This window comes from Lentzea albida (genome assembly GCF_900111005.1).
Classification (GTDB): domain Bacteria; phylum Actinomycetota; class Actinomycetes; order Mycobacteriales; family Pseudonocardiaceae; genus Lentzea; species Lentzea albida.
This window is the reverse complement of the sequence record NZ_FOFV01000031.1, coordinates 35,367-61,421: the sequence shown is the minus strand read 5'-3', so window position 1 is coordinate 61,421 and position 26,055 is coordinate 35,367. Positions and strand designations below refer to the sequence as shown.

Below are 26,055 nucleotides of genomic sequence, written 5' to 3'. Positions count from 1 at the left end.
GCGAGCAGGGTGCGGCCGTCGGGCAGCGGAACCGCCGCCACCGCACCCACATCTTGAGCGTGACTGGTGAGCGCGTCACCAGCCGGCTGGCCAGTGTCCGGGTCCCACAACCGCACCGTCCGATCCCAGCCGGCGGTGGCGAGCAGGGTGCGGCCGTCGGGCAGCGGAACCGCCGCCACCCCCACCACCCCGCCGGTGTGGCCGGTGAAGGTGCGGTGGATAGGGGCAGGGGTGAGTGCTGCCCAATGGACGTGCCAGGCGTGCTGGTCGTGTGGCGGTGGTTCGTGGCGGTGGATGTCACGGATCTTGGTGTGCCGGGCCATGGCGAGTTGGCGTAGTCCTGGGCGATCAGCAGTGGCGGCGGTGGTGAGGTGGTGGCTAGCGCCGATGACGCCTGTGATGGCGGGTGGCAGTGGGTGGCGGCCGAATGCGGTGCGCCACGCGTCGGTGGTCACGGATGCGGGGTCGAGTCGGTCGAGGACGTGCGGGTGGCGGCCGAGCAGGATCCACGCCTGCTCGCCTGCCTTGCCTGCGTGACCGCTGAGGTGGTGGCGGAGGTAGGGGTTTGCGAGCCGTCCGGGAGCCTCAGCCAGATGTTTGGTCATGGCCGCGACGATGGCCTGGTGTGCGTCGGCGGTGAAGTGCTCGGCGAAGGTGCGGTGGGCGAGGCGGTGGACGGTCTGGCCGTGTTCGGTGTCGAGCAGCACGTAGGGCGCGGCGGCGTCGAGCACGGTGTGCACCTCGGCGTCGCTGATCTCGTGGGAGGCGAGCGCGGTGGCGGTCAGCGCGCATACGCCGTCACGAATTGGTAGTCCGCGGCCCTGGGCGTGGGCGAGGGCGCGGAGCACAGGGGTCGCTGCCGGGTGGGCATGGCTGAGCCGGGTGACGGCTCGGTGAAACAGGCCGCGGTGATCGGTGGTCAGTAGGTCGTCGAGTGCGGTTGCGGTGGGCAGTGTGCCGGCGGCGAGGATCTCGTGGACGGCCAGGCGAGCGAAGAGGAACTCGTGGCTGCTGATGCCAATGGCGATCGCGGTGCTGTTTATCCCATTGGTTTGCCCGAATGCTGTGGTCAGGCGGCTGGCGACGTAGAGTCCGATGGCCTGAGGATCGCGCGTGAGAGCAATGGTGTCGTTGGCGCGCAACGCGTCTAGCAGGTTGCGACGCTCCGACGGCGGCTGATCCGGGCCTTCACTTGTGTCGCGGCGGGTGCCGACGATGACACGGACACCGTCTAATGAGCCCAAGCGGCGCAGCAAAGCGTTGGCGACGGTGAGCGGGTCAACGGCCTCGTCGAGGGCATCAGCCAGAATCGTGAGCGGGGCGCGTCGGGCGACCTCGGCGAGCAGCTGATCGATGCTCTCGGTCAAGGTGATGCCAGGGTAGGGGTCGTCGAGGATGAGTTCGGCGGCGATGCGCGCAAGGGCATCCTGTGTGGACAGTCCGGTGAGGTGTAGCACGACGGTGAAGGTGTTGTCCTGTGGGCGTTGCTGTCGCGTCAGTTCGGTGATGAGGCCATGTCGGGTGAGGACGGAGCGCAGCTGGGGTCGGGTGTGTGCGAGCAGGTTTCCCAGGAGCGCGGACTTGCCTGATCCGGCGGCGCCGGTGACGGCGAGCAGGCCGTGGTCGTTGGTGGCAAGCCAGGTGGTAATGCGTTCGGACTCGGTGCGTCTGCCTTGGAAGTACCAGGTCACCTCGCCGAGCTCGCCGCCTTGGGCCTTCGGGATGAAATGGGCGCGTTCGTCGGCCGAGAGGTCGGCGAGGACGGCGTTGATCTCGTCGATGACGTCCAGCGGTGCGCCGGTGAGCGGTGTGGTCCGGCGCAGCACGGCGTCGTCGGTGATCTTCTTGGGGACAACTTCGGCGCGCGGCAGGGTGCGGCGCAGTTCGCCGGCCAGGTCCCATAGGCTGATCCGGTCGCTGGCGCCGAAGTTGTGCCGTAGCACGGCCCGCAGCGCTGCGGTGAACCTGCCCAAGTTGGTGGCGCCGTCGCCGGAGGTGCCGACCAGCAGAAACTGCCGGCCGCCGGGCATCGCGTCCACGGACGCGCTGACCTGCTGGACGAACGCGGCCGACCAGCAGGTGTCGATCACCACGATGTGCCACTGCTCGCTTTCGTCGCGGCTGCGGGGCGCGATGACGCGGGCCATGCGGGCGGCGTCGATACCGGCTAGGCCCTCGCGTTCGTGGCTGCGGGCGTGCTGCAGGCGTGGTCCGATCCGGTCGGAGCTGGCGTGCCCGACCCAGTAGAGCACCGAGAACCGGTGCTCCGAACCACTCCAGTGCGCGAGCCGGGCCTCCACCGCGTCGCTACCCCGGTCGTGCATCGGGACGGGCCAGTCGGTCACCACGCCACCGAAGTCGGCCAGCAACCCGGCCAGCGTGCTCACCTCGGCCTCGACTCCGTCCAGCGGCGGCAGGCCAGGGTCGGCGTAGTAGCCGAAAGCAACGGGGAAAATCTCGATGTGCTGGTCGGTCACGGCACCGCCAGCAGGAACTGCACGACCGGGGTGCTGCCGCCGTCGACCCGCAGCCGGTACAGACCCTGCCGATCGGCCACGCCGGTGATCATCACCAGGCCGTCGCGGCGGTGGGGCGTCGGGTGGTCCACGACCACGCCGGTGTCGGCGTCGGTCAGGGTGCAGGCGACGTGGAAGGGGTCGTCGACGCCGGTGAGCGTCCCGGTCCATTCCTGGCCGGGGGAGACGACATCGGGCAGCACGAGGCCGATGTCACCGGCACCGAGCCGGGGTTCCGGTGCGCCGCGGCCGTGCACCACGATGTCGCGGGCGAAGGTGACGGCCTCGTCGGAGTGCGCCAGCGTGGTGTGCTGCTGCGCCAGCACCATGTGCCGGTCCTGGTGGTGGGGCACCGCTGAGTTGCGGGCAACGGTGCCGTCACCGAAGCCGGGGCTGCGTCGCAGCCGGCCGTGCTCGTCGCGGATCAGCTCGCCGTCGTCATGGAGCCCGAAGGTGTCGTAGGTGCCGGTGGCTGTGCCCGCGTGCAGCTTCAACGACGACACCGTGGGCTGTTCTACGCCGATCAATGCCCAGTGGTGCGGCAACGGGCTCGTCACTCGCTGAGCTCGTGCGGTGAAGGCTGCGGTGGCGAGGTCCTCATCGCCACCAATACCCACGACGTCGGCGACGGTGAGACGGCGGACGTCATCGCCGGTGTCGACACAGCGGTAGGCAGGCAACAGGTCGTAGAGACCGGGCATGGTCACCGCGGCCTCACGCAGCCGCCGACGCAGCCCTCCGGTTGCGGGGGAAAGCATCACCGCTGCTTTAGCCGCACCGTCGAACGGAGTGCCCAGGGTCACCGTGCCGCGCACCTGATCATCGGGAGCCATCGCCTGGCACAACAATCCGCCCATCGAGTGAGCCACCAGCACGATCCGCGCGTCCGACCGGCCGCTGCGAGCCCGCCACGACTCGAGGTGTGCGTCAACGGCGTCGGCGAGCAACGCGGCGTTGTGCTTGACCGGCAACCGCCAGTCGTAGGCAAACTCGGCGACCGCGTCGCGATGGCGCACCAAGCCCCGCAACTCTCGCACCAAGCCGGTGTACGGCTCCAACCCTGTCAGGCCGGGCAGGTAAGCGGGAAACCGCAGCAGACCCACGGGCTTGACCCGGCTCGTGTCACCGGCGCGTTCGGCGTCAGTGACCGCGAGGGGCTCCAGGCCGTGTAGCAGCGCCGACGTTAACAGCTTGGGCCGCAGGCCCCAGATCGTCTCACCGGTGGTGGTGTCCACCAGTTCGCTGCCCATGATGCCGGGTACCACCATCACCGCGTCCGGTGTCATCCAACCTCCCAAGGTGACAGGGTGTCACGCAACGTTAACGTCACCATCGGCGATAGCGGTGTTACATCGCCACACCGAGAGGTCCGTATAGATGGCTGGTCGCGCGCTGTACCTTTTTGCCATTCGCGACGGCGAGATCGACCAGGCCATCGCCGACCAGCTCGCTCTCGCCACCAAGGTCTGGGCTGATTCTGGGCTCGGTGATCGCGCGCTGACCGCGATCACGACTGGACCGCTATCCACCCGCCGTGACGTCGAGGCCATTGCGCACGAGCTACGCGACCTCACCAGCGAGGACATCGCGGTCGTCTACATCACGGGCCACGGTGTCCGTTCCGGATCAGGCCGCCACTACCTGCGACTGCCTGACACCCCGCGCGGCCACCACCTCGCCCGCGGCTATCCCACCGCGGACCTCGTCACCGCCGCACTAGCATCCCAGGCCAGACAAGTGCTGGTGATCGTGAACACCTGCTTCTCCGGCGAGCTGCAGGCCGAACTGGCGCTGCTATACAAGGACCTTCCCGCTGAACGCAGACAAGCCTTGCTGGCAGTACTCACCAGTGCCGACTTCGACGAGATGCCACGCGCCAGCGAATTCACAGTCCTGCTCGAGGAAACCCACCGATTCCTCGCCGAGCGAGCTGGCTACACGGAACCCCTACTGAGCATCAGCGAATTCGTTCGCGAGCTTAATGCCGCATGCCGCAGGCTAGCCCAGCCCGGCACAAGCACGTTGCAGATCCGCCAGGTGCTGGAAGCAGGGGATCAGGACGGTCCGAGCCTCTGCCTACCCAACCCCGGTTACCAGCCGCCTTTACCCACCATCGTCGGCAAGCCACGCCGCCAGCTGGCCACCCCGACCCGCGAGCTGGACTACTGGCTGGACCGGGCCAGCGGCCGGAACTCGGCCACCGACCCCGGCTGGTACTTCACCGGACGGCGCGAACTCACTGCCCAGCTCGCCCGCTTCCTCACCGACGGAACCGGCATGCTGGTGATCACCGGCGCCGCAGGCACAGGTAAATCGGCGATCATCGCCCGCGCGGTGACCCTCAGCGACCCTGACTTCCTGGCCACCCCGCACTACGCCGAGGCCGCAGCCGCCGCGGACCCGCACACCGTCCCGCCGGAAGGGTCGATCGACCTGGCGGTATTGGCCCGCAACAAAACCACCGAGGAAATCACCGAACAACTACTCACTGCCGCGGGCATCTCCCCGGCTCACGCCACTGACGCCAGCACCCGCATGGTCACTCTGCGTCATCAGCTCACCGACCAGATCGACCAGATCGATTCCGCCCGCCCGATCACCATCGTCATCGACGGCCTCGACGAGGCCGTCGCACCGGCGCACATCGTCACCGACCTCATCGGGCCGCTGCTGCGCCACCGCGGTGTTCGCCTCGTTGTCGGCGTACGCAGCAGCGCACCCGGCCAACCAGGTTCGGCCACCGAAGCGGGCCTGCTCGCCCTGCTGAGCCGTTTCGAGACCGGACTCATCTCATTGCGCACCGACGGCGCCGACACGATCCACGACATGATCGATTACCTGCTGGCTCGGCTGCCTGGCCAAGAGCGGTTGGCCCACCTCATCGCGGAGTCCGTCGTGCCATCGTTCCTCGACGCCCGCTTCACCGTCCACCGCCTGCTAGGCGATCAGCCCCCGACAGAGGCCGAACTGCTGGCATCACTGCGACACGGCACGATCGGGCTGCTCCGCGACGACCTGACCGCCGCGTCCACCCCCCAGTACCCCGCCTCCATCCTGCTCGCGGTGCTGCGCGCTACCGCGCTCGCTTTCGGCGCCGGCATTCCCTGGGCAGACATCTGGCCCGCCGTCGCCAGTGCCGTACTGAACGACACCGTGCCCGACAGCGCAATCGCACACCTGATGCACAGCCGACTGTCCGGCTACCTCACCCACGACACCACTGACGGTCGCATCGTCTACCGCCCGGTCCACGAAGCCGTCGCCGACGTGCTGCGTGACCATCCCGAGCGCCTTGCCAACGACACCGCTGACCCCACCCGGACCATTCACCGTCGTATCGCTGAACGCCTCAGCACCCTGCTGCCCCATGACCCCGGCGTGCCGCCCCACCCCTACCTGCGGCGGCATCTAGTCGACCACGCCGCCCTCGGCGACACCCTCACCGACACCACCATCCCGGCCACACTGCTGCCCTGGGAAACCGGCGGCCGCGTCCGCAGCAGCCTGGGACTGCCCATCACTCCAACCCCTGAGACCTCCACACTGGCCACCTGGTCGTCCATCGAACCATTTCTCCAGGACACCAGCTCCGAAGACCGAGCACTCAGTCTCGACTTCGCGTGCACCGCCGCCGGGCACCACAAGCAGACCATCCACCCACCAGGTCTGCGCCCACGCTGGGCACACTGGCCACTCCCCACCAATGTCCTCTGTGACACCGGCAGCCCGATTGACTCCTTGTGCGTCCTCACCATGCACGACCGCACCTTGCTGGCCACCGGCGGCGTGGACCACACGGTGCGCCTGTGGGATTCGGTCACCGGTCACACTGTCGGTGAACCGCTCGTCGAACAGCACGGCGGGTTAGCTGTGGTACCTCTACCTGACGGCCGCATGCTTCTCGCTACCGGCAGCGGGGATCGCGAGGCGCGGTTGTGGGACCCAACCACCGGTCAGCAAGTCGGCGACCCGCTCACCGGCCACACCCGCCTGATAATGGCGGTGGCCGCACTTCCTCTACCCGATGGCCGCATGCTTCTCGCCACCGGCAGCGGGGATCGCAAGGCGCGGTTGTGGGACCCAACCACCGGTCAGCAAGTCGGCGACCCACTCACCGGCCACACCCGCGGGGTGAAGGCGGTGGCGGCACTACCTCTACTCGACGGCCGCACCCTGCTTGCCACTGGTAGCTGGGACAAAACTGTGCGGTTGTGGGACCCGAGCACCGGTCAGCAGGTCGGCGATCGGCTTACCGGCCACGGGCGCGGCGTACTGGCGATGGCGGCGGTGCCGCTGTCCGATGGCCGCACGCTCCTCGCGACCGGTAGCGAAGATATGACGGTGCGGCTATGGGACCCGAGCACCGGTCAGCAGGTCGGCGATCCACTCTCCGGCCACACCGGCTGGGTGAAGGCGCTGGCGGCGGTATCGCTGCCTGACGGGCGCACCCTGCTCGCCACCGGTAGCGACGACGCGACTGTGCGGCTATGGGACCCGAGTGCCGGTCAGCAGGTCGGCGACCCGCTCACAGGCCACACCGGCGGAGTATGGGCGGTCGCGGTGGTGCCGCTGCCCGACGGCCGCACTCTGATCGTCACCGGAGGCGTGGATCACACGGTGAGGTTGTGGGACCCGACCACCGGTCAGGCGTTCGTGGATCCGCTCACTAGACACCTCAACGAGGTTCGTGCGGTAGCGGCGGTACCGCTGGCTGACGGGCGCACCTTGCTTGCCACCGGTAGCGACGACACAACAGTGCGACTATGGGACCCGGGCACCGGCCAAACGGTCGGGCATCCACTCAGCGGCCACGCCCACAGGGTGGGCGCGGTAGCGGCGGTACCGCTGCCTGACGGGCGCACCCTGCTTGCAACCGGTAGCGACGACGCGACTGTGCGGCTATGGGACCCGAGTGCCGGTGAGCAGGTCGGCGACCCGCTCACCGGCCACACCGGCTGGGTGAAGGCGTTGACGGCCGTGCTACTGCCCGACGGCCACACCCTCATCGCTACCAGCAGCGGGGATACGACGGTGCGCCTGTGGGACCCGACTACTGGCCAGCAAGTCGGCGACCCACTCACCAAACACGCCACCGGGCTCGGTGCGGTGGCGGCGGTGGCGTTACCCAACGGCCGCACACTGCTTGCTACCAATAGCGACGACGCGACGGTGCGGCTATGGGACCCGAGCACCCGCCAGCAGGTCGGCAAGCCAATCGCCGCCCACACCACCGGTGTACTGGCGATGGCGGCGATGGCGCTACCCGACGGCCGCACGCTACTTGCCGCTGGTAGCCACGATCAGCCGGTGCGCCTGTGGGACCTGGAAACCGGTCAGCAGGTCGGTGACCCACTTACTGGCCACACCAGCGGTGTACTGGCGATGGCGGCGATAGCCCTGCCCGACGGCCGCGCGTTACTCGCCACCGGCAGCTGGGATCACACCGTTCGTCTATGGAATCCAGTCACCGGCGACATGCTCGCGACCCTCTTTACGACACAACAGATCCGATCATTGTGTGCGGTCGGTGGAAGCACGTCCGCCACCGCGTTTCTCGCGATCGTCGGCAGCAACAGTATTGCAGTTATCGACTGCCTGACTCTGTGAGGACCGATCCATCGGTGAGGTGCCCCAGTTGCAGGTCACAGAGTCTGAGTTGGCTTTCGGTGACGATGACCTGGCCTGATGTCTGGTGTGGCTTGCTCTTGGTCTGTTCGGGTGGAGATGGACAGGACGTCGTCACGATGCTTCTGGCGGCTGGGTCTCGGTTTTGACCGAGGGAGCTGATTGTGGCCACGTTGACTAACGCCGAACTGGTTGCCGCGTTGACGGGACGTCGCCGTCCAGTAGCACCGTCTGAGGAGCCTGGCCTGCGATTCGCGTTCTACGGGCGGATGTCGACGAGCACATTTCAGGATGTGCAGACGTCGCGTGCGTGGCAGCGTGCCGTGTCGGATGAGTTGATCGAGGGTGTCGGCTCGGTTGTCGCTGAGTTCTTCGATGTGGGTGTGTCGCGGCGGTGGTCGTGGCTGGACCGTCCGGAGGCCGCGGCGTTGCTGGTCGCCGCTGCAGATCCTGATCGTGACTTCGATGCGGTCGTGGTGGGGGAGTACGAGCGCGCTTTTCATGGTGATCAGTTCCGTGAGGTCGTGGCTGGGCTAACGCGCTGGGTGTCGAGGTATGGCTGCCGGAAGCGGGCGGCTCAGTGGAACTCGGCAGTCCGGTGCATGAGGCGTTGATGGTGTTGCTGGGTGCGCAGGCTCAGCGTGAGGTGGCGCGGGCACGGCAGCGAGTGTTGGCGGCGATGCGGTCTCAGACGCGGTTGCAGGGGCGGTTTTTGGGTGGTCGGCCGCCGTATGGGTATCGGTTGGTTGATGGTGGTCGTCATCCGAATCCGGTGCATGGTCGGTGGGGTCGGCGGGTGCAGGTGTTGGCGCCGGATCCGGTGACGGCGCCGTGGGTGCGGTGGATGTTCGCCGAGCGTGCCCAGGGGCGGACGGTGGCGTCGTTGGCGCGGGAGCTCAACGAGCGTGGCGTGGCGTGTCCGTCGGGTGCCGATCCCGAGCGCAACGCGCACAGGTCGGGGGAGCGGTGGATCGTCCGGACGGTGGCGATGATCCTGGAGAACCCGCGCTACACCGGTCGGCAGGTGTGGAACCGAAGCAGCACAGCCGGTCACGGCTCTGGAAGCCGTCCCGGCGGCCGCGGTTCAGGTGTGCTGCGGTACAACCCGGTCAGCGAGTGGGAGGTCTCCGAACGGATCGTGCACGAACCACTCGTCGATGATGAGACCTTCGTCGCCGTTCAGGGGATGCGGGTGGCGAAGCCCGCCAAGGACGGCGAGGTACGGCCCTACCTGCTGGCGGGGCTCATCGTGTGCGGGCTGTGTGGCCGTCGGATGGACGGGCACTGGGTTCACGGGCGAGCTGGCTATCGATGCCGGCACGGCTTCACCAGCGCCAAGCGGCGTTCCGACGGCGAACCGCGGAACATCTACATTCGAGAAGATCACCTGCTGAAGGCACTGCTACACCTGCTCGGGCGGGCTGCGGGACCTGTGGAGAAAGGTGTAGGCAAAGACCTGGTTGATCAAGTCCGCGAGCAACACCTGCAGATTCACTACAGCGACCAGCGCCTCGAAATGCGACCCGCACCACTAATGCTCAAATCTGCGGAAACTGCCCGTCGCCCAGTGTAGTCGACGCTTGCGTTGGATTGGTGCGATGATACGAAAGTGGCCGAAATAAAAATTACCCCACGGGATTCTGGTGGATCCGTGGGGTAAGAGAATGTCCGAGGGGGACTTGAGTGCCCGCTCGTAGCAAGCGTGCGCGGTTTGTGTGTTCACGCGCTATTGGATAGCTCGAACTTAGTATAGAGGGCCAGTCCACGCTAATCAAACTTTCGGGCTGATCTGCGTCGGCTGGAGCAAGATCTTTTGCGGTGACCTGCTCGGCCGCGAGCTAATCTGGAATCAGACCCATTTTGCGCCAGGTGTTGCGTGAGTGCAGGCGGTGCTCCAGTCAGCACCGAGCTTCTCATTGCTCGCTGGCGCCACCCCATGCGAGGACAGCATCAGGCTAGCGAACCTGCTCAGATCGAACGCCTCGTTATAGACCGACGTGATCTTCTCGGCCGAGTCATCCACGAGTATCGCCATGCGTCTTGACGTGCATGGACGTAGTTTTCGGCACGCACAGAAACGCAACGCGCAGCTCTGGCGATACTGAAGAGTGTCTCAGGCTACGATCATCAAGCTGATCAAGATCATCGGTGCGCTCGCTACAGCTCTTGGACTGTGTTGGGTCTTCCTTCCTCCAGCAATTGAGGTGATCGAACGTCCTCAGTCGGTTGCGGCTGGGCCTCGGCCGCTCATCGTATTCTCGACTAAAGGTGGTCAAACAGATCATGAACTTTATGCCTATCTCAAAGGGGGCTTTAACGACTCGTTGAAGATCGAGTTCACGGTCTACACCCTCGACGAGTCTGTTTCAAACTTCGAAGAGATAGAGGCCTCTGCAACTTTCTTCGGGCCGGATGGAACCCAGGGGGTGAGCTGCGAAGAAAAGCCTGTGCCGATGAGGCATTGGAATGATCTGGGGGAAGGGACGCGGGCTGCTCTTGCTGTCGACCGTGTAAGTGGTTCTGCGGGTGCGCATCCGCTAGGCGCCCTGTCGGCGGATCCTCATACATCTTCTTTTCCGCAGTGGTCGGGCAAAATGGGAACAATAACGAAGCGCAACTCGGCTCAAGACCGGAAGTCGGCAACGCTTGATTGTGTGATTTCAAAAAAGTGGGTTTGGCACGAAGGTCCTCGCAAGAGATCTGCGCTGCTTCCTCAGATAAACTATACAAGCATCGGCGATGTGACTGATCATCAGCGGAGCATCAAGGGTTCCGTTTCGCTCAGTCGGGATTCTGGCTGGATCCTTTCGGAGTCGTATCCACAGGGGCAGTTGCAGTCATTGACTACAAGTCAGGATCTGGTCGAGCTCTGGAATGGCCGACTGGGAGAGAAAGGTAATCTGGGATATTTGTTGCATTCGGACATGTTGTTCATTCAGCGAGGAACCGAACAGAATGATGTCAGAATTTTGACAGTTGCCGGAATTGTTCTGGGCGTGGCGGGAAGTCTTGTTGTTTCCGCATTTGCTAGGGTGGTGGACCTCTTAGCTGCTCGATTCATTGGCAACAACAATAACAATCTAGAGGATGATCTCGGTTAGGCGGTGGTCATTGCCTGTGGTGCAGATCACCGTCTCGGTGGAGTCCTCCGCGAGTGTTGGCACGCCGCTTGACCTGTGCGGACGTAGCTTTCGGCACCCACAACGCGCTGCGCGAGTACGAGCGGCACTACAACCAGCACCGCACCCACCGCTCACTCGCCGCCGCAGCGCCCTTGCGAGACCGACCACAACCCTTGGACCTGACCAGATCGAACACCTCGCAGTACTCCGACGGGACCGTCTCGGCGGAGTCCTCCACGAGTACCGGCATGCCGCTTGACCTGTGCGGTGGTAATTTCGGCACGCGCAGTTCCCGATGGGGGAATGAGCGGCCGCGAGAGTCACCGCAGCGGGATGTTCGTGAAGCAGTGGACCTTGTGCTACCGCCAGGGTTCCCACCGCCGCCAGGCGTTTCGCCGGCGCCCGGCGGCACGCCGCCACTTCAACCGGGTGACTGGACCTTCGCGTCCCCCGAATCAGGAGGCCAGTGCTTGCTAGGGGAAGCGCTGCTGGACAACGAGTTCCGACGTCAGGTCCTGGTGCTGCCCGCCGACGGGTTCGCGCCCGTCGGATGGAGGCGTACTGCGTTGGTCCCGGTGATGAAGCCGTAGTGCCGTTCCTCGTCCTCGGTCATCGCGATGATGTCGAGTGGTGGAAAGGAGATCTCCCACCAGGCAGCACTTCTCAGCTCGTCGACCCCGGCCCTGTCCTGGTAGATGATCAGCACGTCCAGGTCGTTCGGCCGATCTGACCTCAAGGCGGAACCAAACGCCCACACCTGCAAGCCGGGAAACCTTGCGGCGCAACGGATCAGATCGCCGAGCGCTGGCCAGCGCGCGGTCAGGTCCACGGTTCGCGGATCTTGTGGAGAAAGTCCTCGAGTGTGCAGATCGGTACTCCGGCACGTCGGGCGCTGTTCACGACCCTGGTCCCGAACCCCTGGGCCGAGGGGTTCGTGATGACGAACGCGTCCAGGTCGAGCTTCGGGTAATCGGCGAGCACCCTGCCGAAGTCGTCGTCGGTCAGTTCGTAGCGGTCGTGGATCACGATGGTCAGCGGCGCGAGCGGGTCGTGCCGGATGATCTGCCACGCCCGGTGGCCGCAGCGCCTGAGCTCCTTGACGGCTCTGGTGGCGTAGAGCCTGCGGTGCAGGTAATCCTCATCCCGGTGCGTGTATCTGCTGATGTCGTCGCAGTCGTCCACCGCGCGGCGGAACCCTCCGAAGGTCTCCACCGCGACATCGAGTCGGCGCGCCTCTTCGTACACGTCGGGGTCGACGAGCCGACGAGTGACGATCACCATGCGGGTGCCGGGCTGTTCCCCGATTGCCGCGCGCAGGGCCGCCGCGGTGAAAGGAGTCTGCGAGTCTGGCTCGACGCAGTAGGCCACGGCGTCGGGCCGGGCGGGTCGACGTACGAGCAGGCCGTGGTCGCCGAGGGGCTCCACCTGCTTCGAGTCCTCGCGGAGCTTGCCGATCATCCAGTCGCGGATGCTCATACGTCGTCCTTCAGAATCGTCGCCATGCGGCGGGGGAATCTCGTCGATCCTGGTGTCCAGTCGCCCCGCAGATGCCTGTCCTCGAGCTCCTTGGCGTGCACGGCGAACTCGTCGACCGTGCTTCTCTCCTCGGGCGTCAGCAAGGCGCGGTTGGCGGTCAGAAGGCGGAGGAGTCGCTGGTTGTTGGGGATGACCACTTCTCTGACGTGCCGGCTCCACTGGTCTGCACGCGCGTCGTCGAAGAGGCCGTCGGCCGGGCCGTACAAGCGGAACACGGCGTTGTTGGCGTCGAGGAGTTCGTGGACCGCTTCCCGGACGGCGGTTCTCGTCGCGAGCACCGGAGTTCCGTGGGCGAGCGCTCGGGCGTCCTTGCCGCGCCGCTTCCACTCCAGCAGGACCTCGGACGGGTACTGCCCAGGCGCCTTGTCGATCATCGTATGGCAGGTCGGGCAGAGCACGAGCACGTTGTCGGCTTGGGCTCGGGCGTCCTCGGAGAGTTCAGGGTTCTCTGCGGCGCGTGGTCCGATCGGACTCGCCGGGATGATGTGCGCCAGTTCGCCGACGTTCTTATGCTGTACGAGTCCGTGCAGGTCGATGCGGCACGACGGGTTCTGGCAGTGCCCGCCTGACTCCGACCACAAGAGGTCCTTGGTGGGTTGGGAGAACCTCACTCGGTTGGTTGCCACGTGACTCCTTCTGCCGGTCCCTCGAACTTACCGGCCGCGCGGAATGCCCGGATGCGGGTCGTGAGGCCGACGATCGAGACGGTCCTGCTGTGCTGGTTCTCGCGGTGCTGTGCCTGGGGCGTGTCGTTGTCGCCGTTCGGGTATCGGATGATTGCTGGATGGGCCGACCGCCGTTCTTCTCCGCGTACGCGGAACGACTGTGCCGGGTGCGGACGCGTGCGGACGGTGACGACACCGCGTTCGAGCTCGATGACGACGGGTTTCTCAGCAGTAGTTCAACACGCTTGGGATCAGCTCAAGACCTCGTGCCGGGAGCAGTGGTCACTCCGGCTACCGCCGCAGCAGGGGGAGCGCTGGTGCTCCTGGGCGAACCAGGGGTGGGGAAGAGCTCGGCGTTTCGCGCGCTGACCGCAACGCTGCCGCGCCTTGAAGACGTCAGTTCGGAAGAGGCCGAGCACTCGGTCCTGTGGGTTGACGGCGCTGATCTGATCGACGTTTCCTTCGACGCCTTCGTGGGCCGTGCACTGGCCGAGCTCCGTGTCGACGGGTCTGCTCACCAGCTCACGCTGGTGCTCGACCAGCTCGACGAAAGTCCGATGCGCGAGCGGTTGCCCGGCAGGCTCGACCTCGCACTTCGCGGTGTGGAGCCGTGCCGCGTGAAAATCCTGGTCGCGTGCCGCACCGCCGACTTCCAGGACTCGATGAGGGAGGTGCTGGAACGCCGGTTCGAGAGGTGCGTGCTGGCCGATCTCGCTCCGCTCTCGCGTGCGGACGCGGTGTCGCTGGCCGGCACCAGGGTCGATGGCGAGGCGCTCGTGGACGCCGCCGTGTCCGCCGGGGCTGGGATCCTTGCCAGCGTTCCGTTGACGCTGGAGCTGATCGTGCGGCAGTTCGAGCGGGACGGTCACCTGGCGGGTGGAACCATCTCCCTCTTCAGGCAAGGGGTCTGGCAATTGGCCGAGGAGCCCGATCCGGAACGCCCGAGCGATGTGTGCAGTGTGGAACAACGTTTGGCGATCGCCGGGCGAATCGCAGCCAGGCTCCTGCTGTCGGGAAGACGCAGCATCTGGCGCGGCAACGGGTTGGAGGCACGGCCGTCCGACCTCGTCGACGGCACGTTGGCGGGCGGTGCGGAGCACACCCGGAGCGTAGTGCCGGATGGCCGCGCGCAGGGCGTCTTCTTTCGCCGCGGCAACGTCCTGGAGGGCGGACAGGTTGCGCAGCAGGACGCCCAACGTCAGGCAGGACTCCACGGCGTCGCGCACGTCGACCGAGACCGACAGCGCCCGTGCGGCGGCCTCGATCGCGCGACCGAGGTCGTCCGGATCGTCGGTGAGGGCGAAGATAGCCTGCGCCGGTAGCGCCACCAGCCGATGCAGGAGTTCGGGCAGACCGGGGTGTTGCTCCGGCATGATCGACGTCACCGACAGGCCCACCTGAAGTGATGTCTCCAGATCTGACCTGGTGCGGGCCGTCGTGCCGCGTCGATACAGCATCTGGCCGAGGTCGATGACGGACTGCATGCCGTGCGGTCCGGCTCGGTCTGCGGAGTTCCACTGGGCCAGTCCGGTCGCGATGGCCGCGTCCAGGTCGGATGGATCGTTCGAGACCGCGTGGCGCTCCCGGAGCGCCAGCTGCTTCTGGAACAGAACAGCGGGCCGAAGTTCATGGTCGCACTGCTCGACTTCCGCGAGCAGTGCGAGCGCCCGATCGAGCGGCTGCAGGTCGCGGCCGCGCACACCGACATGGGACCACAGCCGAGCGGCGTTGAGGTGTCTAAGAATCCGTGTGGGGTGCCAGAACTCTGTGCACATGCGTTGAGCTGCGGTGGTCGGGTCCTGTTGTTCGGTCGGCATGATCGTGGGCGTGGCGCTGCGACTGCTGTACCTCATCCTCGTCCAGCTGGGTAGCTGGCTGGTCCTGCTCGGCCGGTCGTCGGCCGCGAAGGACGTCGAGTTGTTGGTGTTGCGGCATGAGGTCGCGGTGTTGCGCCGTACTCATGGTCGTCCGCGGTTGGATTGGGCTGACCGCGCTGTGCTGGCCGCGTTGGTGCGGCGACTACCTCGCTGGCTCCGGGAGCACCGGTTGGTGTCCCCAGGCACTGTGCTGCGGTGGCATCGACGGTTGGTCGCGAAGAAGTGGACCTACCCGAACCGGCCTGGTCGACCGCAAGTCGACGAGACGGTAGTGGCGTTGATCGAGCGTATGGCGCGGGAGAACACGGGCTGGGGTTACCGCCGTATCCACGGTGAGCTGCTCAAGCTCGGCCACCGGACGTCCGCGTCGACTGTTCGTCGTGTGCTGAAGCGGCTTCGGATTCCGCCCTCGCCGACTCGGGATACCGACACGTCGTGGCGCCGGTTCCTGCGCGCTCAGGCGGCAAGCATGCTGGCGTGCGACTTCTTCCATGTCGACTGCGTCGTCACGCTGAAACGGGTGTACGTGTTCTTCGTGATGGAGGTCGGCACCCGCTACGTCCACATCCTCGGCGCCACCACCAACCCAGACGGTCCGTGGACTACACAGCAGGCTCGCAACTTCCTCATGGAGCTGGACGATCGGGCGAACGAGTTTCGATTTCTGGTTCGCGACAGGGCTGGTCAGTTCACGGTGTCGTTCGATTCCGTTCTCGCTGACGCCGGCATCGACATTTTGAAGATCCCACCGCGATGTCCGCGGGCCAACTGCTACGCGGAACGGTTTGTCGGCACAGTCAGACGAGAGCTCACTGACCGACTGATCATCATCAATGAGCGGCACCTGAAGTCAGTGCTGAACCGCTACGTTTCCCACTACAACCACCGACGACCACACCGAGCGCGGGACCACACTCCACCACGATCCGATTACCCGCTCATAGGATCAGGCAGTGGCGCCGTTCGTCGTCGGCGAGTGCTTGGCGGCTTGATCAACGAGTACGAACCAGCGGCTGCGTGATCCGCAGGTCAGGCACGTTGAGCCGTGTTTTGGCACCCCACAGGTTAGGTGCGGAATCTGTTCGCGGAAGATGCAGGCTGCGACGATCCGAAAGACCCACACCTACTACCGGTGCCACGCTCGCACCTTGGCGCCGGGCTCACAGGCGCTGTCGCAGCATCCCCGCACGGTGAACCTGGCGGAAGACGTTCTTCTCGAACCGCTGAACAAGTGGCTGTCCCAGATCTTCGACCGGAAGAGCATTGACCGGACTGTGGCGGCGATGGTCGCGTCTCAGGACGATTCGAGCGGAAAGTCGAGCAGAGAGGTCGCAAAGAAGCGGCTGACAGATGCGGAAACGAAGCTGCGGCGTTTTCAAGCGGCGATCGCGGCGGGCGTTGATCCGGTTGCGCTGGTGGATGCGATCAACGAGGCAGAGGAGCAGCGCGCGGCGGCCAGTGCCGAGCTGAACGGTCTGCCAGCGCCGAACCTGACGTCTGAAGCGGAGGTCCAGGCCGCTGTGGACTCTTTGTCGGATGTGACGGTGGTCATCAAGGAAGGCGATCCAGAGAAGCTGTCGAGGCTCTACGGAGAACTCGGGATCGAGCTGAAGTACGACAAAGCAAAAGAGGCCGTCTATGCGACGACCTCTCCGCGTGTGTTTAACGTCCGTGTCCGAGGGGGGACTTGAGTTCCCATGCGTAGCAAGCTTGCGCAGTTTGTGTGGTCATGCGCTATTGGATAGCTCGAACCTAGTATAGAGGGCAAGTCGATGTGATTCAATCTTTCGCCGCCGAATTCTATCAACTGGGTCAGGAAATTTCGCGGTGACGTGTTGGATCGCCCGCTGATCTCGGAGTCAGACCCATCTGCGGCAAACGCTACGCGAGTACGAGCAGCACTACGAGCGCGGAGCATGACGATCACTCGCTGGTGCCGCACCACAAGTATCGTCATGCTCCTTGACCTGCGTGGACGTAATTCTCGGCACCCACAGGGTCTTCCGCTTCCGAGCTGGTGGCCGGACACGCGCAGACTGGCGACTACCGAGAGCATGTCGTGCAGCAGCGGTCGAGCTGGTGCCGCCTCGGGCGCGTCACGAGATCCGGCCGTCCGGCCGGAAGTGGAAGCGCTGGGCCGGCCTCGTATCCGCTTCGCGGACGTGGTCTCCGTCGGCGTCGTTCTCTTCTTGCAACACCGTTCATCGGAGTTCCCGCATGACCACGTCCGAGCCACTGACCACCGACTCCGAATCCAGGCGCGCGTGCGCCGTCTGCCCCCACCCGTGAGAGGAACACGACCCCCTCGGTGTGCGGTACTGCGCCGCTACCGCGGCCACCGCGTTGTCCCGGGGATGTATCTGCTCATGACGGCCACCGGCGTGTTCACCACCGAGCGGCTCACCCTGCGCCCGTGGCGGATCGAGGACGCACCCGCGGCGCTGGAGGTCTACGGCCACGCCGAGGTGACCCGCTGGCTGAGCCCGGAGATGGACCAGGTCCGGGACCACGCGGCGAAGATCGGGACGAACGCGCCGATGAACACCAGCGCTGCCAACGGAACCGCCAGTGGCACGCCGAGCACGGCCAGCCCGATGCCGAGCGCGTCCACCACGGCGACCGCCCCGGTCGCGCGGACGTAGCTGACCAGAGCGGCCAGACCGCGCCTGCCCGCGACGTCGACCCTGCGCCGGGGGACGGCGGGGACGACGCGGATGAGGAACTGCCAGATCCTCGGCCCGTCGTAGAGGAAGAACGCGAGTGCGAACAGCACGAGCAGCATCTCGACGAGGGTCTCCCCGACCGTCGGGGCCGTGGTGAGCGCGCCCGAGGTGATACCTGACTGGTTGTCCTGCAGGGTTTTCACGGCCCGGTCGGCGAACTCGCTCAACTGGTTCTCGCTGAGGTGCAGGGGACCGCTGACGAGCCAGCCGGACACGACGTCGACGCTGCGGACGAGCTGCGCCGCGAGGTCCGGTACACCGTTGACGAACGTCGTCACGACGAACGTGAGCAGCCCGCCGAGTACGACGAGTCCGGCCACGACCACCGCCAGGGTCGCGAGACCGCGGGGAATCCGTTTCGACATGAGGAAACCGACCGCCGGTGCGAGCAACGCTGCCAGCAGCAACGCGATCGCGAGCGGCACGACCAGCGACGCCAGCCCGCCGAGGATGACGCCGATGACGTAGAGCGAGGCCACCACGACCAGGAAGCGCCAGCCCAGTGCCGCGCCGGTGCGCAGCACCGGGGGAATCGCGGTTCGGGTGGGCGACGGGTGCTCGCGCTCGATGCTGACGACGGCTGTACCTCCGGTGTCGGTCGCCGACGCCGGGGTCTGGGGTCATCGGTGAGGACGTCGGTGTGCCCGCACGCCTCGGTACGGAGTTCCCCTGCGATCTGAGCCACAAACCCGGACGGGCGGTGGCGAAGTCGGTGGTTGGGGTCCGCCGCCGGGGGCATCCAGGGTCCACGTCCCACTTGAGATTCAGGTGGGGGGAGAGGACGACATGGGCACCGACGACAAGTTCGACGCCAAGGCCGACCAGGTCAAGGGCAAGGTCAAGGAAGGCGTGGGAGACGCGACCGACGACCAGGGCCTGGAGAACGAGGGCAAGGCGGACCAGGCGAAGGGCAACCTGAAGGAGTCGGCCGAGAAGGTCAAGGACATCTTCAAGAAGAGCTGACCGGTTCCTGTCGCTCCACGGGAGCGTGCGTCCCCCGGCGCACGCTCTCTCCAGGGCCGTCAGCCGAGCACATCGGCACTGGTCAGTCCTGCCACCAGCACCACCGCGCCCACGACGACGGCGAACACTTCGACCGCCACGAGCCGCTTCCCGGCCCAGCGGGCGAATCCGATGTTCACCAGGACGTGCGCGGACGCGGTCACCGCCACCCACCACAGCCCGGCGCTCAGCAGCAGGGTCGCCCCGAGGTGGAACGAGATCGCCGTGACGCCGCGCACCGCGCTGTGGAGCGGATGCGTGCTGACGAACCCACCCTGTGCTTTGAGCTGTTCAGACGCCTGCCGGCCGACGGGCCAGCTGAACTTCGGCAGCTCGGTGGCGGCGGTGAAGACGAGCTGGGCCAGCGCCCAGCCGAACCCTGCCCAGAGCGCCGACTCCACACCGCTGACGGCGACCAGGACCACAGCGAGCCGGACCACCTCGTCGGTGGCGCCGGACACCAGCGCGATGATGGTCTCGCGCCGTCGGAGGGCGTGCAGCCTCCCGGCGGAACCCAGCACCGGCAGCCGGGCCGCCAGGGCGACGAACCAGCCGAGCGCCCCCAACAGCACGGCGCCCGCGTGGTCGGCACCGAGCACCACCGCCAGCGCCACGGCGAGGAGCGCGAGCAGGGCCATCACCACGGCGGCGCCCGCGCGAATCCTCCCCGTGATCCGGGTGGAGCTCTGGGCAGGTCCCTCTTCGTTCACCGAGTCGTTGATGGCCCGACGCTACTCCACCGCCGCGCGGCCGGTGTCGTCGATCATCCACAGTGGACTGGATCGTCTTGTCCGGGAGGTCGTGCGGCCCGCAGCGCTTTCGGAAGTTCCGCGCAGGGGTGTACCGTTTCCGGTACGTGCCCTGGACCCCGGCGTAGCGTCAGCCGTCGAGGAAGGCTCCCAGGTGCACACCGAACTCACCAGCGCCGCAGGCTCGCGGGCCGTTCAGGCAAGCACTCGTCCCACCGACCTTCTCGCCATCGCCGAGTGGACCGCCCCCACAGGAGCGGTCGTCCTCGCCGTGCACGGCGAGGTGGACACGAGCAGCTGCTCAGTGCTGCACGACCGGATCGACGAACAGCTGCGGTCCGCCCATCACCTGGTCCTCGACCTCGGCGAGGTGGATCTCCTCTGCGCGGCCGGACTCACCGTCCTGGTCGTCGTCAGGGAGAGGGCGCAGCTGAGGGGCACGGTGCTGTGCGTCGTCGCGCGCACTCGGCCGGTGCGGCTGCCGCTGATCATCACCGGGTTGACGGGTGTGCTGGACCTCCACCTCGACGTGGACGAGGCGCTGGCGTGCGGGCGCTCCCGTCTCACCAGCGAGGATGCGGTTTGCTGATCCTCGTCAGCCCGGAGACCGACGGTGAGCGCTCGGTGACCTGCCTGGCGACGTCCGACAGCAGCTGACCGGTGTTGCGCGCGTAGTTGCGCATGAGGGACAAGGCGTCCGCGACACCGATCTCGAGCCGCTCGGTCAGCAGGCCTTTGGCCTGCTCGATCACGACGAGGTCGGACAGCGCCGTCTCCAGGTGCTCGGCTACCGCCCGGGTGGCCGCGCCCGGACGCACCTGGAACAGGCTGATCGTCGCCACGTTCGCGAAGGACCGCGCGAGGGTTTCCGCCTCGGCGGGCAACGCGCCCGCTGACGTCCGGAACAGGTTGAGCGAACCGACCACCTCGCCGCGCAGGCGCATGGGCACGGTGTCGACCGCGAGGAACCCGAGCTTCACCGCCGCGGAGGCGAACCGGGGCCAGCGCGGTGGCAGCGCTCTCAGGTCGGGGCACCGCACCGTCTGTCCGGAGTGGAACGACTCCTCGGACGGTCCGTCCGCGCTCTGCAGGAGGAAGTGCTCGAGCGGACGAGCCAGCCTGCTGGACGCGGCCACCAGTTCGAGCGCTCCGTGCTCGTCGGCCAGCAGGATTCCCGCCGCGTCCACCGGCAGCAGCCGGACGCTGCGCTCGGCCAGGAGGTGCAGGAACTCGATGCTGTCGAAACGCTCCACGAGCGCATCGGCGAGTTCGATGAACATTTGTGCCACCTGGTGGTCCGACACCTCGGTCACCTCTCAGTCGTCGTGGTCGCCACTCCCGCTGACTGATCCGGCACCGAGGTCCCACCACGCTCGCCCGCGGCGCTCACCGACGTCTTCTCACGAGAGCGGAGCTGCCGCTGGGTCCTGGCGGTTTTCCCAGCTTAGCGCCGAAAGCGCGGGCCGGACACTCTTCGGCGACTTCTCGTGGATCCGCACTGGGCCGCGCTGGCAGCCGAGCCGGAGCCGTGCGGCCGAACGGTCGAGTTCTGACGGGAGAGAACGGAACTCGGAAATAGCGGGCTCACAATCAGTCTGGTGCAGGAAAAGCGTGTAGAGTCATTTTTGCCGAGAACATTTCGCACCTGTGCGGTCAAGCTCAGGTCGTACTCGGCTAAACCTCAACCGGCCATTTTTTCCGGCCGGAGACGGGAGTTCCGGCATGACGTCGGCTCCGCACCAGTCCATCGCCCCACCGGCCGTCACGGCCACCGAGCAGCCTCGGCACCACCAACTGCGACTGCGGTTGCGGCCGAAGGGGCTCACCACGGGGTATGTCGACGGTGCGTGGTGGCCGCGTTCCCGGGACCTCGCCGCCGAACTGCCCGCACTGCTCGCGGTGCTGGCAGTTCGGCTGGGCGACATCCCGCGGGTGAGCTACACCCTGACGGACTGGGACATGGCCCCGCGTCAGATCGCGGTGGACGGCGTCCGCGTCCGCCTCAGCGGGTTCTGGTCCCGGCCGGCGCACACCCTCGACCTCGTCGCGGGTGATCGGCGCCGCATCGCGCTGCTCGTCGTCCCACCGGACACCGAGCCGTCCGCCGCCCACCACACGATGATGTCCGCCGTCCAGCGCGACAACGCCGACACCGTCGAAGCCCTGCTCCGCACCGGCGTCCGGAGGTCCGAGGAGGCCGAGGGGTCCACTGTGGACAACTGGGAGGGCGAGGGCGGCCGGATACCCCAGCAGAAGACGGGAGAAGCACGATGACCGAACCGACTTCCACCTTCACCTCCTCCTACGAGCGCCGGCTCAAGGTGGTGGAGGACGTGCTGACCGGCCGCACCGAGCTCGGCGACAAGGCCGCGCGGGATGTGGCCGTGCACGTGTTGCGCGCGCTCGACCACATCCCCGAGCGGGTGCGTTGACCTCCCGCCACAGCGGCGAGGCGCGATCGACGCGGGGCACTCGCCTGCTCCGCGTCGGCTGTGCGTTCACCTACCGTGCCGAGGTGCCCACACCGGCTGTCTTCATGGTGAGACCGGATCGGCAGAACCACGTGCGGGTGAGCGGCGAGAACCTGTTCGCCGAGCCCGAGGTTCCCGTGCGCGACCACTTCGACGTGTACGGCAACTGGCTCGCGCGTCTGGTGCTGCCGCCCGGACTGTCCACGGTGCGCTATTCGGCCTGGGCGGACGTGCCCGATCACGTCGAGGACGTCGACGAGAACGCTCCGGAGAGGTGGCCCGACGACCTCCCCGGCGAAGTGCTGCTGTACACGTTGCCCAGCCGCTACTGCGTGTCCGACGTGCTCGGCGACGAGGCCTGGTCGAGGTTCGGCGCGCATCCGCCGGGCTACGGCAGGGTCCGGGCGATCTGCCGGCACGTCCACGAGTCGTTGGAGTTCGGCTACGGCACCTCCACGCCGCTGTCCACCGCGGCCGACGTCAACGCCACGGGCATCGGAGTGTGCCGGGACTTCACGCACCTGGCGATCTCGTTCTGCCGTGCGCTCAACATTCCCGCCCGCTACGTGTTCGGGTACCTGCCCGACCTGGACGTGCCGCCGGACGGGGCGCCGATGGACTTCGCGGCGTGGATGGAGGTCTGGCTGGGAGACCGCTGGTGGACCTTCGACCCGCGCAACAGCGTGCAGCGCAAGGGCAGGGTGGTGATCGGCCGTGGCCGGGATGCCGCCGACGTCCCCATGGTCACCACCTTCGGAGGTCCTGTGCTGGAGTCGATGGTCGTCCACGCCGAGGAGGACAAGGCTCCCGCCTGGCGATGAGGCCGCCGGTTGCTACGACCTGCGGGCCGTCAGCTCGGTCGTGCCGTCGACGACGTCCTGTGCCACCAGGCTCAGGTGCAGGTGGTTGCTCCTCGCGTGGTGGCGCAGGAGGTCGAACGCCTCGCCCATCTCGACCTGCAGGCGCTCGGCGAGCACACCTTTGGCCTGCTCGATGAGGACCCTGCTCCGCAGGGCGTGCCGCAGCTGCTCCGCGAGCAGCTCCCGGCCACTGATGACCTGTGACTGGAGCAGGCCGATGGTGGCCACGTCCGCCATCGCCCTCGCCACCCTGGCCCGCGTGTCGCCGAGCGCGCTGTCCGCGACGGTGAAGAGGTTCAGCGCGCCCACCGTCTGCTCGCGCAGCCGCATCGGCACGGCGTGCACCGCGCCGAACCCCGCCGTCACCGCCGCCGCGGAGAACGCCGGCCACCGCTGGCGCGGCTCGCTGAACCCGGCGACCGTGAGCGGTTCGCTGCTCAGGTAGCACTCCATGCACGGGCCCTGCCTGTGCTGCAGCTCGAACAGTTCCAGCACGCGCGCACGTTCGCTGGAGGCACCGACCACCTGCAGTTCGCCTTGGTCGTCGACGAGCAGGATGCCGGCCGCGTCCACGCCCAGGGCCGTGACGCAGCGGTCAGCCAGCAGGTGCATGAACTCGACCGGGTCGAAGTCCGCGACCAGGGTGTCGGCGAGCTCGACGAACGTCTCGGCCAGGTTCTCGACGAGCATGTGAGCCACCTCGATTCGTCTTTGCGGGGGCGATCGGGTTCTTCGGAGACCGGACCGCTGCGGCGGGAACCCGGATGCCGGCAGCGCGACCGCGCGCTCGTGGTTCATGGTGCCGCTGTTGTGGTTCTCGCGTCGACGAGATCGGCGAGGTCGAGTGCACCGGTGTGGGACGGGTGTCTGCGCGCTTGCGCGGCGAGAGGGCGGAAGCGGTCGCGCATCCGGGCCGAACCGACGGTGGCCGCCGACTCGAGTGCTCGCAGGCCGGTGGCGACGCCGACGTCGACGTCTCCTTCGACGAGCTGGCCGGTGGACAGCAGGATCAGGCTGAGGACCCGGCTTCGGAGCATGTCCTCGCCGTAGCCGTCGACCGCCGTGACGAGCAGCGGCATGGCGGTGCGCGCGTGGTGCGGCCCCGCGGTGTCCACCAGGGCCGAGTGCACCGCGCCCGCCATGGCCGAGAGGTCTGGCTCGGTGAAGAACCTCGCCCAGCCGGCCACCTCGGTGCGGTCCGCGGCGCCGAACTGCTCTCGGCCGCGTTCGAGCAATGTCAGCGCGTGGTGCTCGGCGCCCTTCTGCGCGCACGCCCACGCCGCGTTGACGGTCAGGATGCTGGCCGCGAGCCGGTCGCCGGAGCGCGCCGCCGCGAGGCGGCCGAGGTCGAAGTACCGCAACGCCTCGTCGAGGTTCCCGTGGTGCAGGTACACCCGGCCGAGCCGGTAGCACACGTTCGCGAGCAGGCCGTCGTCCCGGGCCACTCCGGCGAGTGCCAACGCGTGCGCGAAGTGGTTGTGCGCCGCCGTGACCTGACCGGCGTCGAACGACACCCAGCCGGCGAGGTTGCGCAGGTCGGCGAGAGCGACGTGCAACCGCCGCCGGACGTCGTCCGGCGCGGGGGCGACGAGCAGCGGGAGGTTCTCGCGGATCTGCGTTCGCACCCGGTCCAGGCAGGACTCACCCCCGTGGCGGTAGTCCATCTCGCGCAGCGCGCGGGTGTGCTGTTCCAGCCGGGTGACGTCGGACAAACCCATCATCGCGGGCAACACTCCAGACCGGGTGGGGTGGACGATGCACCGCCGGGGGCCGGGGCGGTCGTGGAGTTCTCACCTGACCGGGCCAGGCGCACAGGTGACCTTTGTGCGGTACCGGACCGGCTACAGGTGACCTTAGTGCGGTACCGGACCGGCTCACGCCGCCGTTCGGGCGTCGCTGGCCGACTTCAGCTTGCGTGCCAGGCGCTCCGGCTTCGGCCAGCGCACGGCGGTCGCCCAGCCGAGCAGCTCGAACACGCGGATCAGGCGCGCGGAGATGTCGATCTGACCACGACGGACTCCGTGCCGTGCGCACGTGGGATCGGCGTGGTGGGAGTTGTGCCAGGACTCGCCCATGGACAGGATCGCCAGGGGCCAGAAGTTCGCGGACTTGTCGCGCGCCTCCAACGGCCGGTCGCCGATCATGTGGCAGATCGAGTTGACCGACCACGTGACGTGGTGCAGCACGGCCACCCGCACGAGGCTCGCCCAGAAGAACGCCGTGAGCGCACCCCACCAGCTCCAGCTGATCAGCCCTCCGGCCACGGCGGGCGCGAGGAGGGTGACGGCCGTCAGCGCGGGGAACAGGCGGTTGACCCGCTGGAGGTCGGGATCGGCCTCCAGGTCCGGTGCGAAGCGGGCGGCGTTGGTCAGGTCGCGGCGGAACATCCAGCCCATGTGCGCGTGCCAGAAGCCCTTGGCCAGCGCCGTGGCCGACGTGCCGAACAGCCAGGGGGAGTGCGGGTCGCCCTCGCGGTCGGCGAAGGCGTGGTGGCGGCGGTGGTCGGCGACCCAGCCGATGACCGGTCCCTGCATGGCCATGCTGCCGATCATCGCGAGCCCGATCCGCAGCGCCTGGGTGGCCTTGAACGCGCCGTGGGTGAAGTAGCGGTGGAAACCGACGGTCACGCCGAGGCAGGTGAGGGTGTAGAAGGACACGGCGAGACCCACATCGGTCCAGCCCAGACCCCAGCCCCACGCGAACGGCACCGCGACGGCGAGCGCCAGCGCGGGAACGACCGCGAAGAGCTTGACCAGGAATCTCTCGAACGGGGAGTTCTCCCCCGCGAGCAGTGGCTGGGGTGCGGACTGCGTGCGGGGCACTGTCGTGGTCACGTCGCGAACCTCCGGACGGCGATCTTGTCGGTGCCGCCGGGGTCTCGGGCGAACGGTGATGTCAGTCAGAAGGGC

The 26,055-nt window shown here is 67.1% G+C and carries 23 protein-coding genes and 1 pseudogene; 13 read left to right on the top strand and 11 right to left on the bottom strand.

Translation table 11 applies throughout. From position 1 onward, the window contains the following. On the bottom strand, positions 1-2,477 hold a 2,477-nt coding region (locus BMY74_RS45940), incomplete at its 3' end, for a P-loop domain-containing protein (protein WP_245786712.1). Continuing rightward, positions 2,474-3,802: a lipase/acyltransferase domain-containing protein gene (locus BMY74_RS42495; RefSeq protein WP_089927683.1), complete on the bottom strand. Its 1,329-nt coding sequence runs from the start codon at positions 3,800-3,802 to the stop codon at positions 2,474-2,476. The genes BMY74_RS42495 and BMY74_RS45940, both read right to left, overlap by 4 nt. Positions 3,803-3,893: 91 nt before the next feature. Between BMY74_RS42495 and BMY74_RS42490 the strand changes: the two genes are divergently transcribed. The 4 genes from BMY74_RS42490 to BMY74_RS44645 all read left to right on the top strand — a co-directional run bounded on the left by BMY74_RS42490 (position 3,894) and on the right by BMY74_RS44645 (position 11,242). Next, positions 3,894-8,123 (top strand): AAA family ATPase, encoded by a 4,230-nt coding sequence (locus BMY74_RS42490; protein WP_089927680.1) that lies wholly within the window; start codon positions 3,894-3,896, stop codon positions 8,121-8,123. A gap of 182 nt (positions 8,124-8,305) precedes the next feature. After that, positions 8,306-8,755: a recombinase family protein gene (locus tag BMY74_RS42485; protein ID WP_143091957.1), complete on the top strand. Its 450-nt coding sequence runs from the start codon at positions 8,306-8,308 to the stop codon at positions 8,753-8,755. Further along, on the top strand, positions 8,722-9,714 hold the full coding sequence (locus tag BMY74_RS42480; RefSeq protein ID WP_143091956.1) for a recombinase family protein: 993 nt from the start codon (positions 8,722-8,724) through the stop codon (positions 9,712-9,714). Before BMY74_RS42485 ends, BMY74_RS42480 begins: the two co-directional genes overlap by 34 nt. Before the next feature lie 535 nt (positions 9,715-10,249). Next, positions 10,250-11,242, top strand: a complete 993-nt coding sequence (locus tag BMY74_RS44645; RefSeq protein ID WP_143091955.1) for a hypothetical protein — start codon at positions 10,250-10,252, stop codon at positions 11,240-11,242. Positions 11,243-11,771: 529 nt separating this feature from the next. Here the strand turns inward: BMY74_RS44645 and BMY74_RS42475 are convergent. The 3 genes from BMY74_RS42475 to BMY74_RS42465 form a co-directional block, all read right to left on the bottom strand. Next, positions 11,772-11,999 (bottom strand): hypothetical protein, encoded by a 228-nt coding sequence (locus BMY74_RS42475; protein WP_143091954.1) that lies wholly within the window; start codon positions 11,997-11,999, stop codon positions 11,772-11,774. Positions 12,000-12,082: 83 nt separating this feature from the next. After that, complete coding sequence (locus BMY74_RS42470) at positions 12,083-12,739, bottom strand: hypothetical protein (RefSeq protein ID WP_089927664.1); 657 nt, start codon at positions 12,737-12,739, stop codon at positions 12,083-12,085. Then, positions 12,736-13,425 carry an HNH endonuclease gene (locus BMY74_RS42465; protein ID WP_143091953.1) on the bottom strand — a complete coding sequence of 230 codons (690 nt, stop codon included), beginning with the start codon at positions 13,423-13,425 and terminating at the stop codon, positions 12,736-12,738. Before BMY74_RS42465 ends, BMY74_RS42470 begins: the two co-directional genes overlap by 4 nt. A gap of 89 nt (positions 13,426-13,514) precedes the next feature. Here BMY74_RS42465 and BMY74_RS42460 point away from each other — a divergent pair, with 89 nt between their 5' ends. The 4 genes and pseudogenes from BMY74_RS42460 to BMY74_RS47115 form a co-directional block, all read left to right on the top strand. Then, the gene (locus tag BMY74_RS42460; protein WP_143091952.1) at positions 13,515-14,786 is read left to right on the top strand and encodes an NACHT domain-containing protein; all 1,272 of its coding nucleotides are present in this window, start codon (positions 13,515-13,517) and stop codon (positions 14,784-14,786) included. A 505-nt stretch (positions 14,787-15,291) separates the two neighbouring features. After that, positions 15,292-16,362, top strand: coding sequence for an integrase core domain-containing protein (locus BMY74_RS46550; RefSeq protein ID WP_089927703.1), 1,071 nt, complete (start codon positions 15,292-15,294; stop codon positions 16,360-16,362). 70 nt (positions 16,363-16,432) lie between these two features. Next, positions 16,433-17,032 (top strand): hypothetical protein, encoded by a 600-nt coding sequence (locus BMY74_RS42450; RefSeq protein ID WP_089927655.1) that lies wholly within the window; start codon positions 16,433-16,435, stop codon positions 17,030-17,032. A 610-nt stretch (positions 17,033-17,642) separates the two neighbouring features. Next, a pseudogene (locus tag BMY74_RS47115) lies at positions 17,643-17,711 on the top strand (RGCVC family protein); the annotation flags it as partial. 79 nt (positions 17,712-17,790) lie between these two features. Here the strand turns inward: BMY74_RS47115 and BMY74_RS42445 are convergent. After that, on the bottom strand, positions 17,791-18,588 hold the full coding sequence (locus BMY74_RS42445; protein ID WP_342718482.1) for an AI-2E family transporter: 798 nt from the start codon (positions 18,586-18,588) through the stop codon (positions 17,791-17,793). A gap of 262 nt (positions 18,589-18,850) precedes the next feature. On the opposite strand from BMY74_RS42445, the gene BMY74_RS42440 reads away from it, so the two are divergent. Further along, complete coding sequence (locus tag BMY74_RS42440) at positions 18,851-19,027, top strand: CsbD family protein (RefSeq protein ID WP_089927648.1); 177 nt, start codon at positions 18,851-18,853, stop codon at positions 19,025-19,027. Between the two features lie 59 nt (positions 19,028-19,086). Here BMY74_RS42440 and BMY74_RS44635 read toward each other — a convergent pair whose 3' ends face one another. Beyond that, positions 19,087-19,776, bottom strand: a complete 690-nt coding sequence (locus BMY74_RS44635; RefSeq protein WP_143091951.1) for a hypothetical protein — start codon at positions 19,774-19,776, stop codon at positions 19,087-19,089. A gap of 193 nt (positions 19,777-19,969) precedes the next feature. Between BMY74_RS44635 and BMY74_RS44630 the strand changes: the two genes are divergently transcribed. Then, positions 19,970-20,404, top strand: coding sequence for an STAS domain-containing protein (locus tag BMY74_RS44630; protein ID WP_176946915.1), 435 nt, complete (start codon positions 19,970-19,972; stop codon positions 20,402-20,404). On the opposite strand, the gene BMY74_RS42430 is transcribed toward BMY74_RS44630, so the two are convergent. Further along, positions 20,379-21,095: a GAF and ANTAR domain-containing protein gene (locus BMY74_RS42430; protein WP_143091950.1), complete on the bottom strand. Its 717-nt coding sequence runs from the start codon at positions 21,093-21,095 to the stop codon at positions 20,379-20,381. The genes BMY74_RS44630 and BMY74_RS42430 overlap by 26 nt on opposite strands. Positions 21,096-21,537: 442 nt before the next feature. On the opposite strand from BMY74_RS42430, the gene BMY74_RS42425 reads away from it, so the two are divergent. The 3 genes from BMY74_RS42425 to BMY74_RS42420 all read left to right on the top strand — a co-directional run bounded on the left by BMY74_RS42425 (position 21,538) and on the right by BMY74_RS42420 (position 23,107). After that, positions 21,538-22,089: a DUF5994 family protein gene (locus BMY74_RS42425; protein WP_245786711.1), complete on the top strand. Its 552-nt coding sequence runs from the start codon at positions 21,538-21,540 to the stop codon at positions 22,087-22,089. Next, entirely contained in the window at positions 22,086-22,247 is a 162-nt protein-coding gene (locus tag BMY74_RS45625) for a DUF6307 family protein (protein WP_177230214.1), read from the top strand. The genes BMY74_RS42425 and BMY74_RS45625 overlap by 4 nt, the downstream gene beginning before the upstream one ends. Positions 22,248-22,330: 83 nt before the next feature. After that, positions 22,331-23,107 carry a transglutaminase-like domain-containing protein gene (locus BMY74_RS42420; protein ID WP_218159951.1) on the top strand — a complete coding sequence of 259 codons (777 nt, stop codon included), beginning with the start codon at positions 22,331-22,333 and terminating at the stop codon, positions 23,105-23,107. Between the two features lie 12 nt (positions 23,108-23,119). Here BMY74_RS42420 and BMY74_RS42415 read toward each other — a convergent pair whose 3' ends face one another. The 3 genes from BMY74_RS42415 to BMY74_RS42405 form a co-directional block, all read right to left on the bottom strand. Then, positions 23,120-23,836: a GAF and ANTAR domain-containing protein gene (locus BMY74_RS42415; protein WP_089927638.1), complete on the bottom strand. Its 717-nt coding sequence runs from the start codon at positions 23,834-23,836 to the stop codon at positions 23,120-23,122. Positions 23,837-23,940: 104 nt separating this feature from the next. Continuing rightward, positions 23,941-24,867 (bottom strand): tetratricopeptide repeat protein, encoded by a 927-nt coding sequence (locus BMY74_RS42410; protein ID WP_089927635.1) that lies wholly within the window; start codon positions 24,865-24,867, stop codon positions 23,941-23,943. Between the two features lie 153 nt (positions 24,868-25,020). Continuing rightward, positions 25,021-25,980, bottom strand: coding sequence for an acyl-CoA desaturase (locus tag BMY74_RS42405; protein ID WP_245786710.1), 960 nt, complete (start codon positions 25,978-25,980; stop codon positions 25,021-25,023). Between the last annotated feature and the right edge of the window lie 75 nt (positions 25,981-26,055).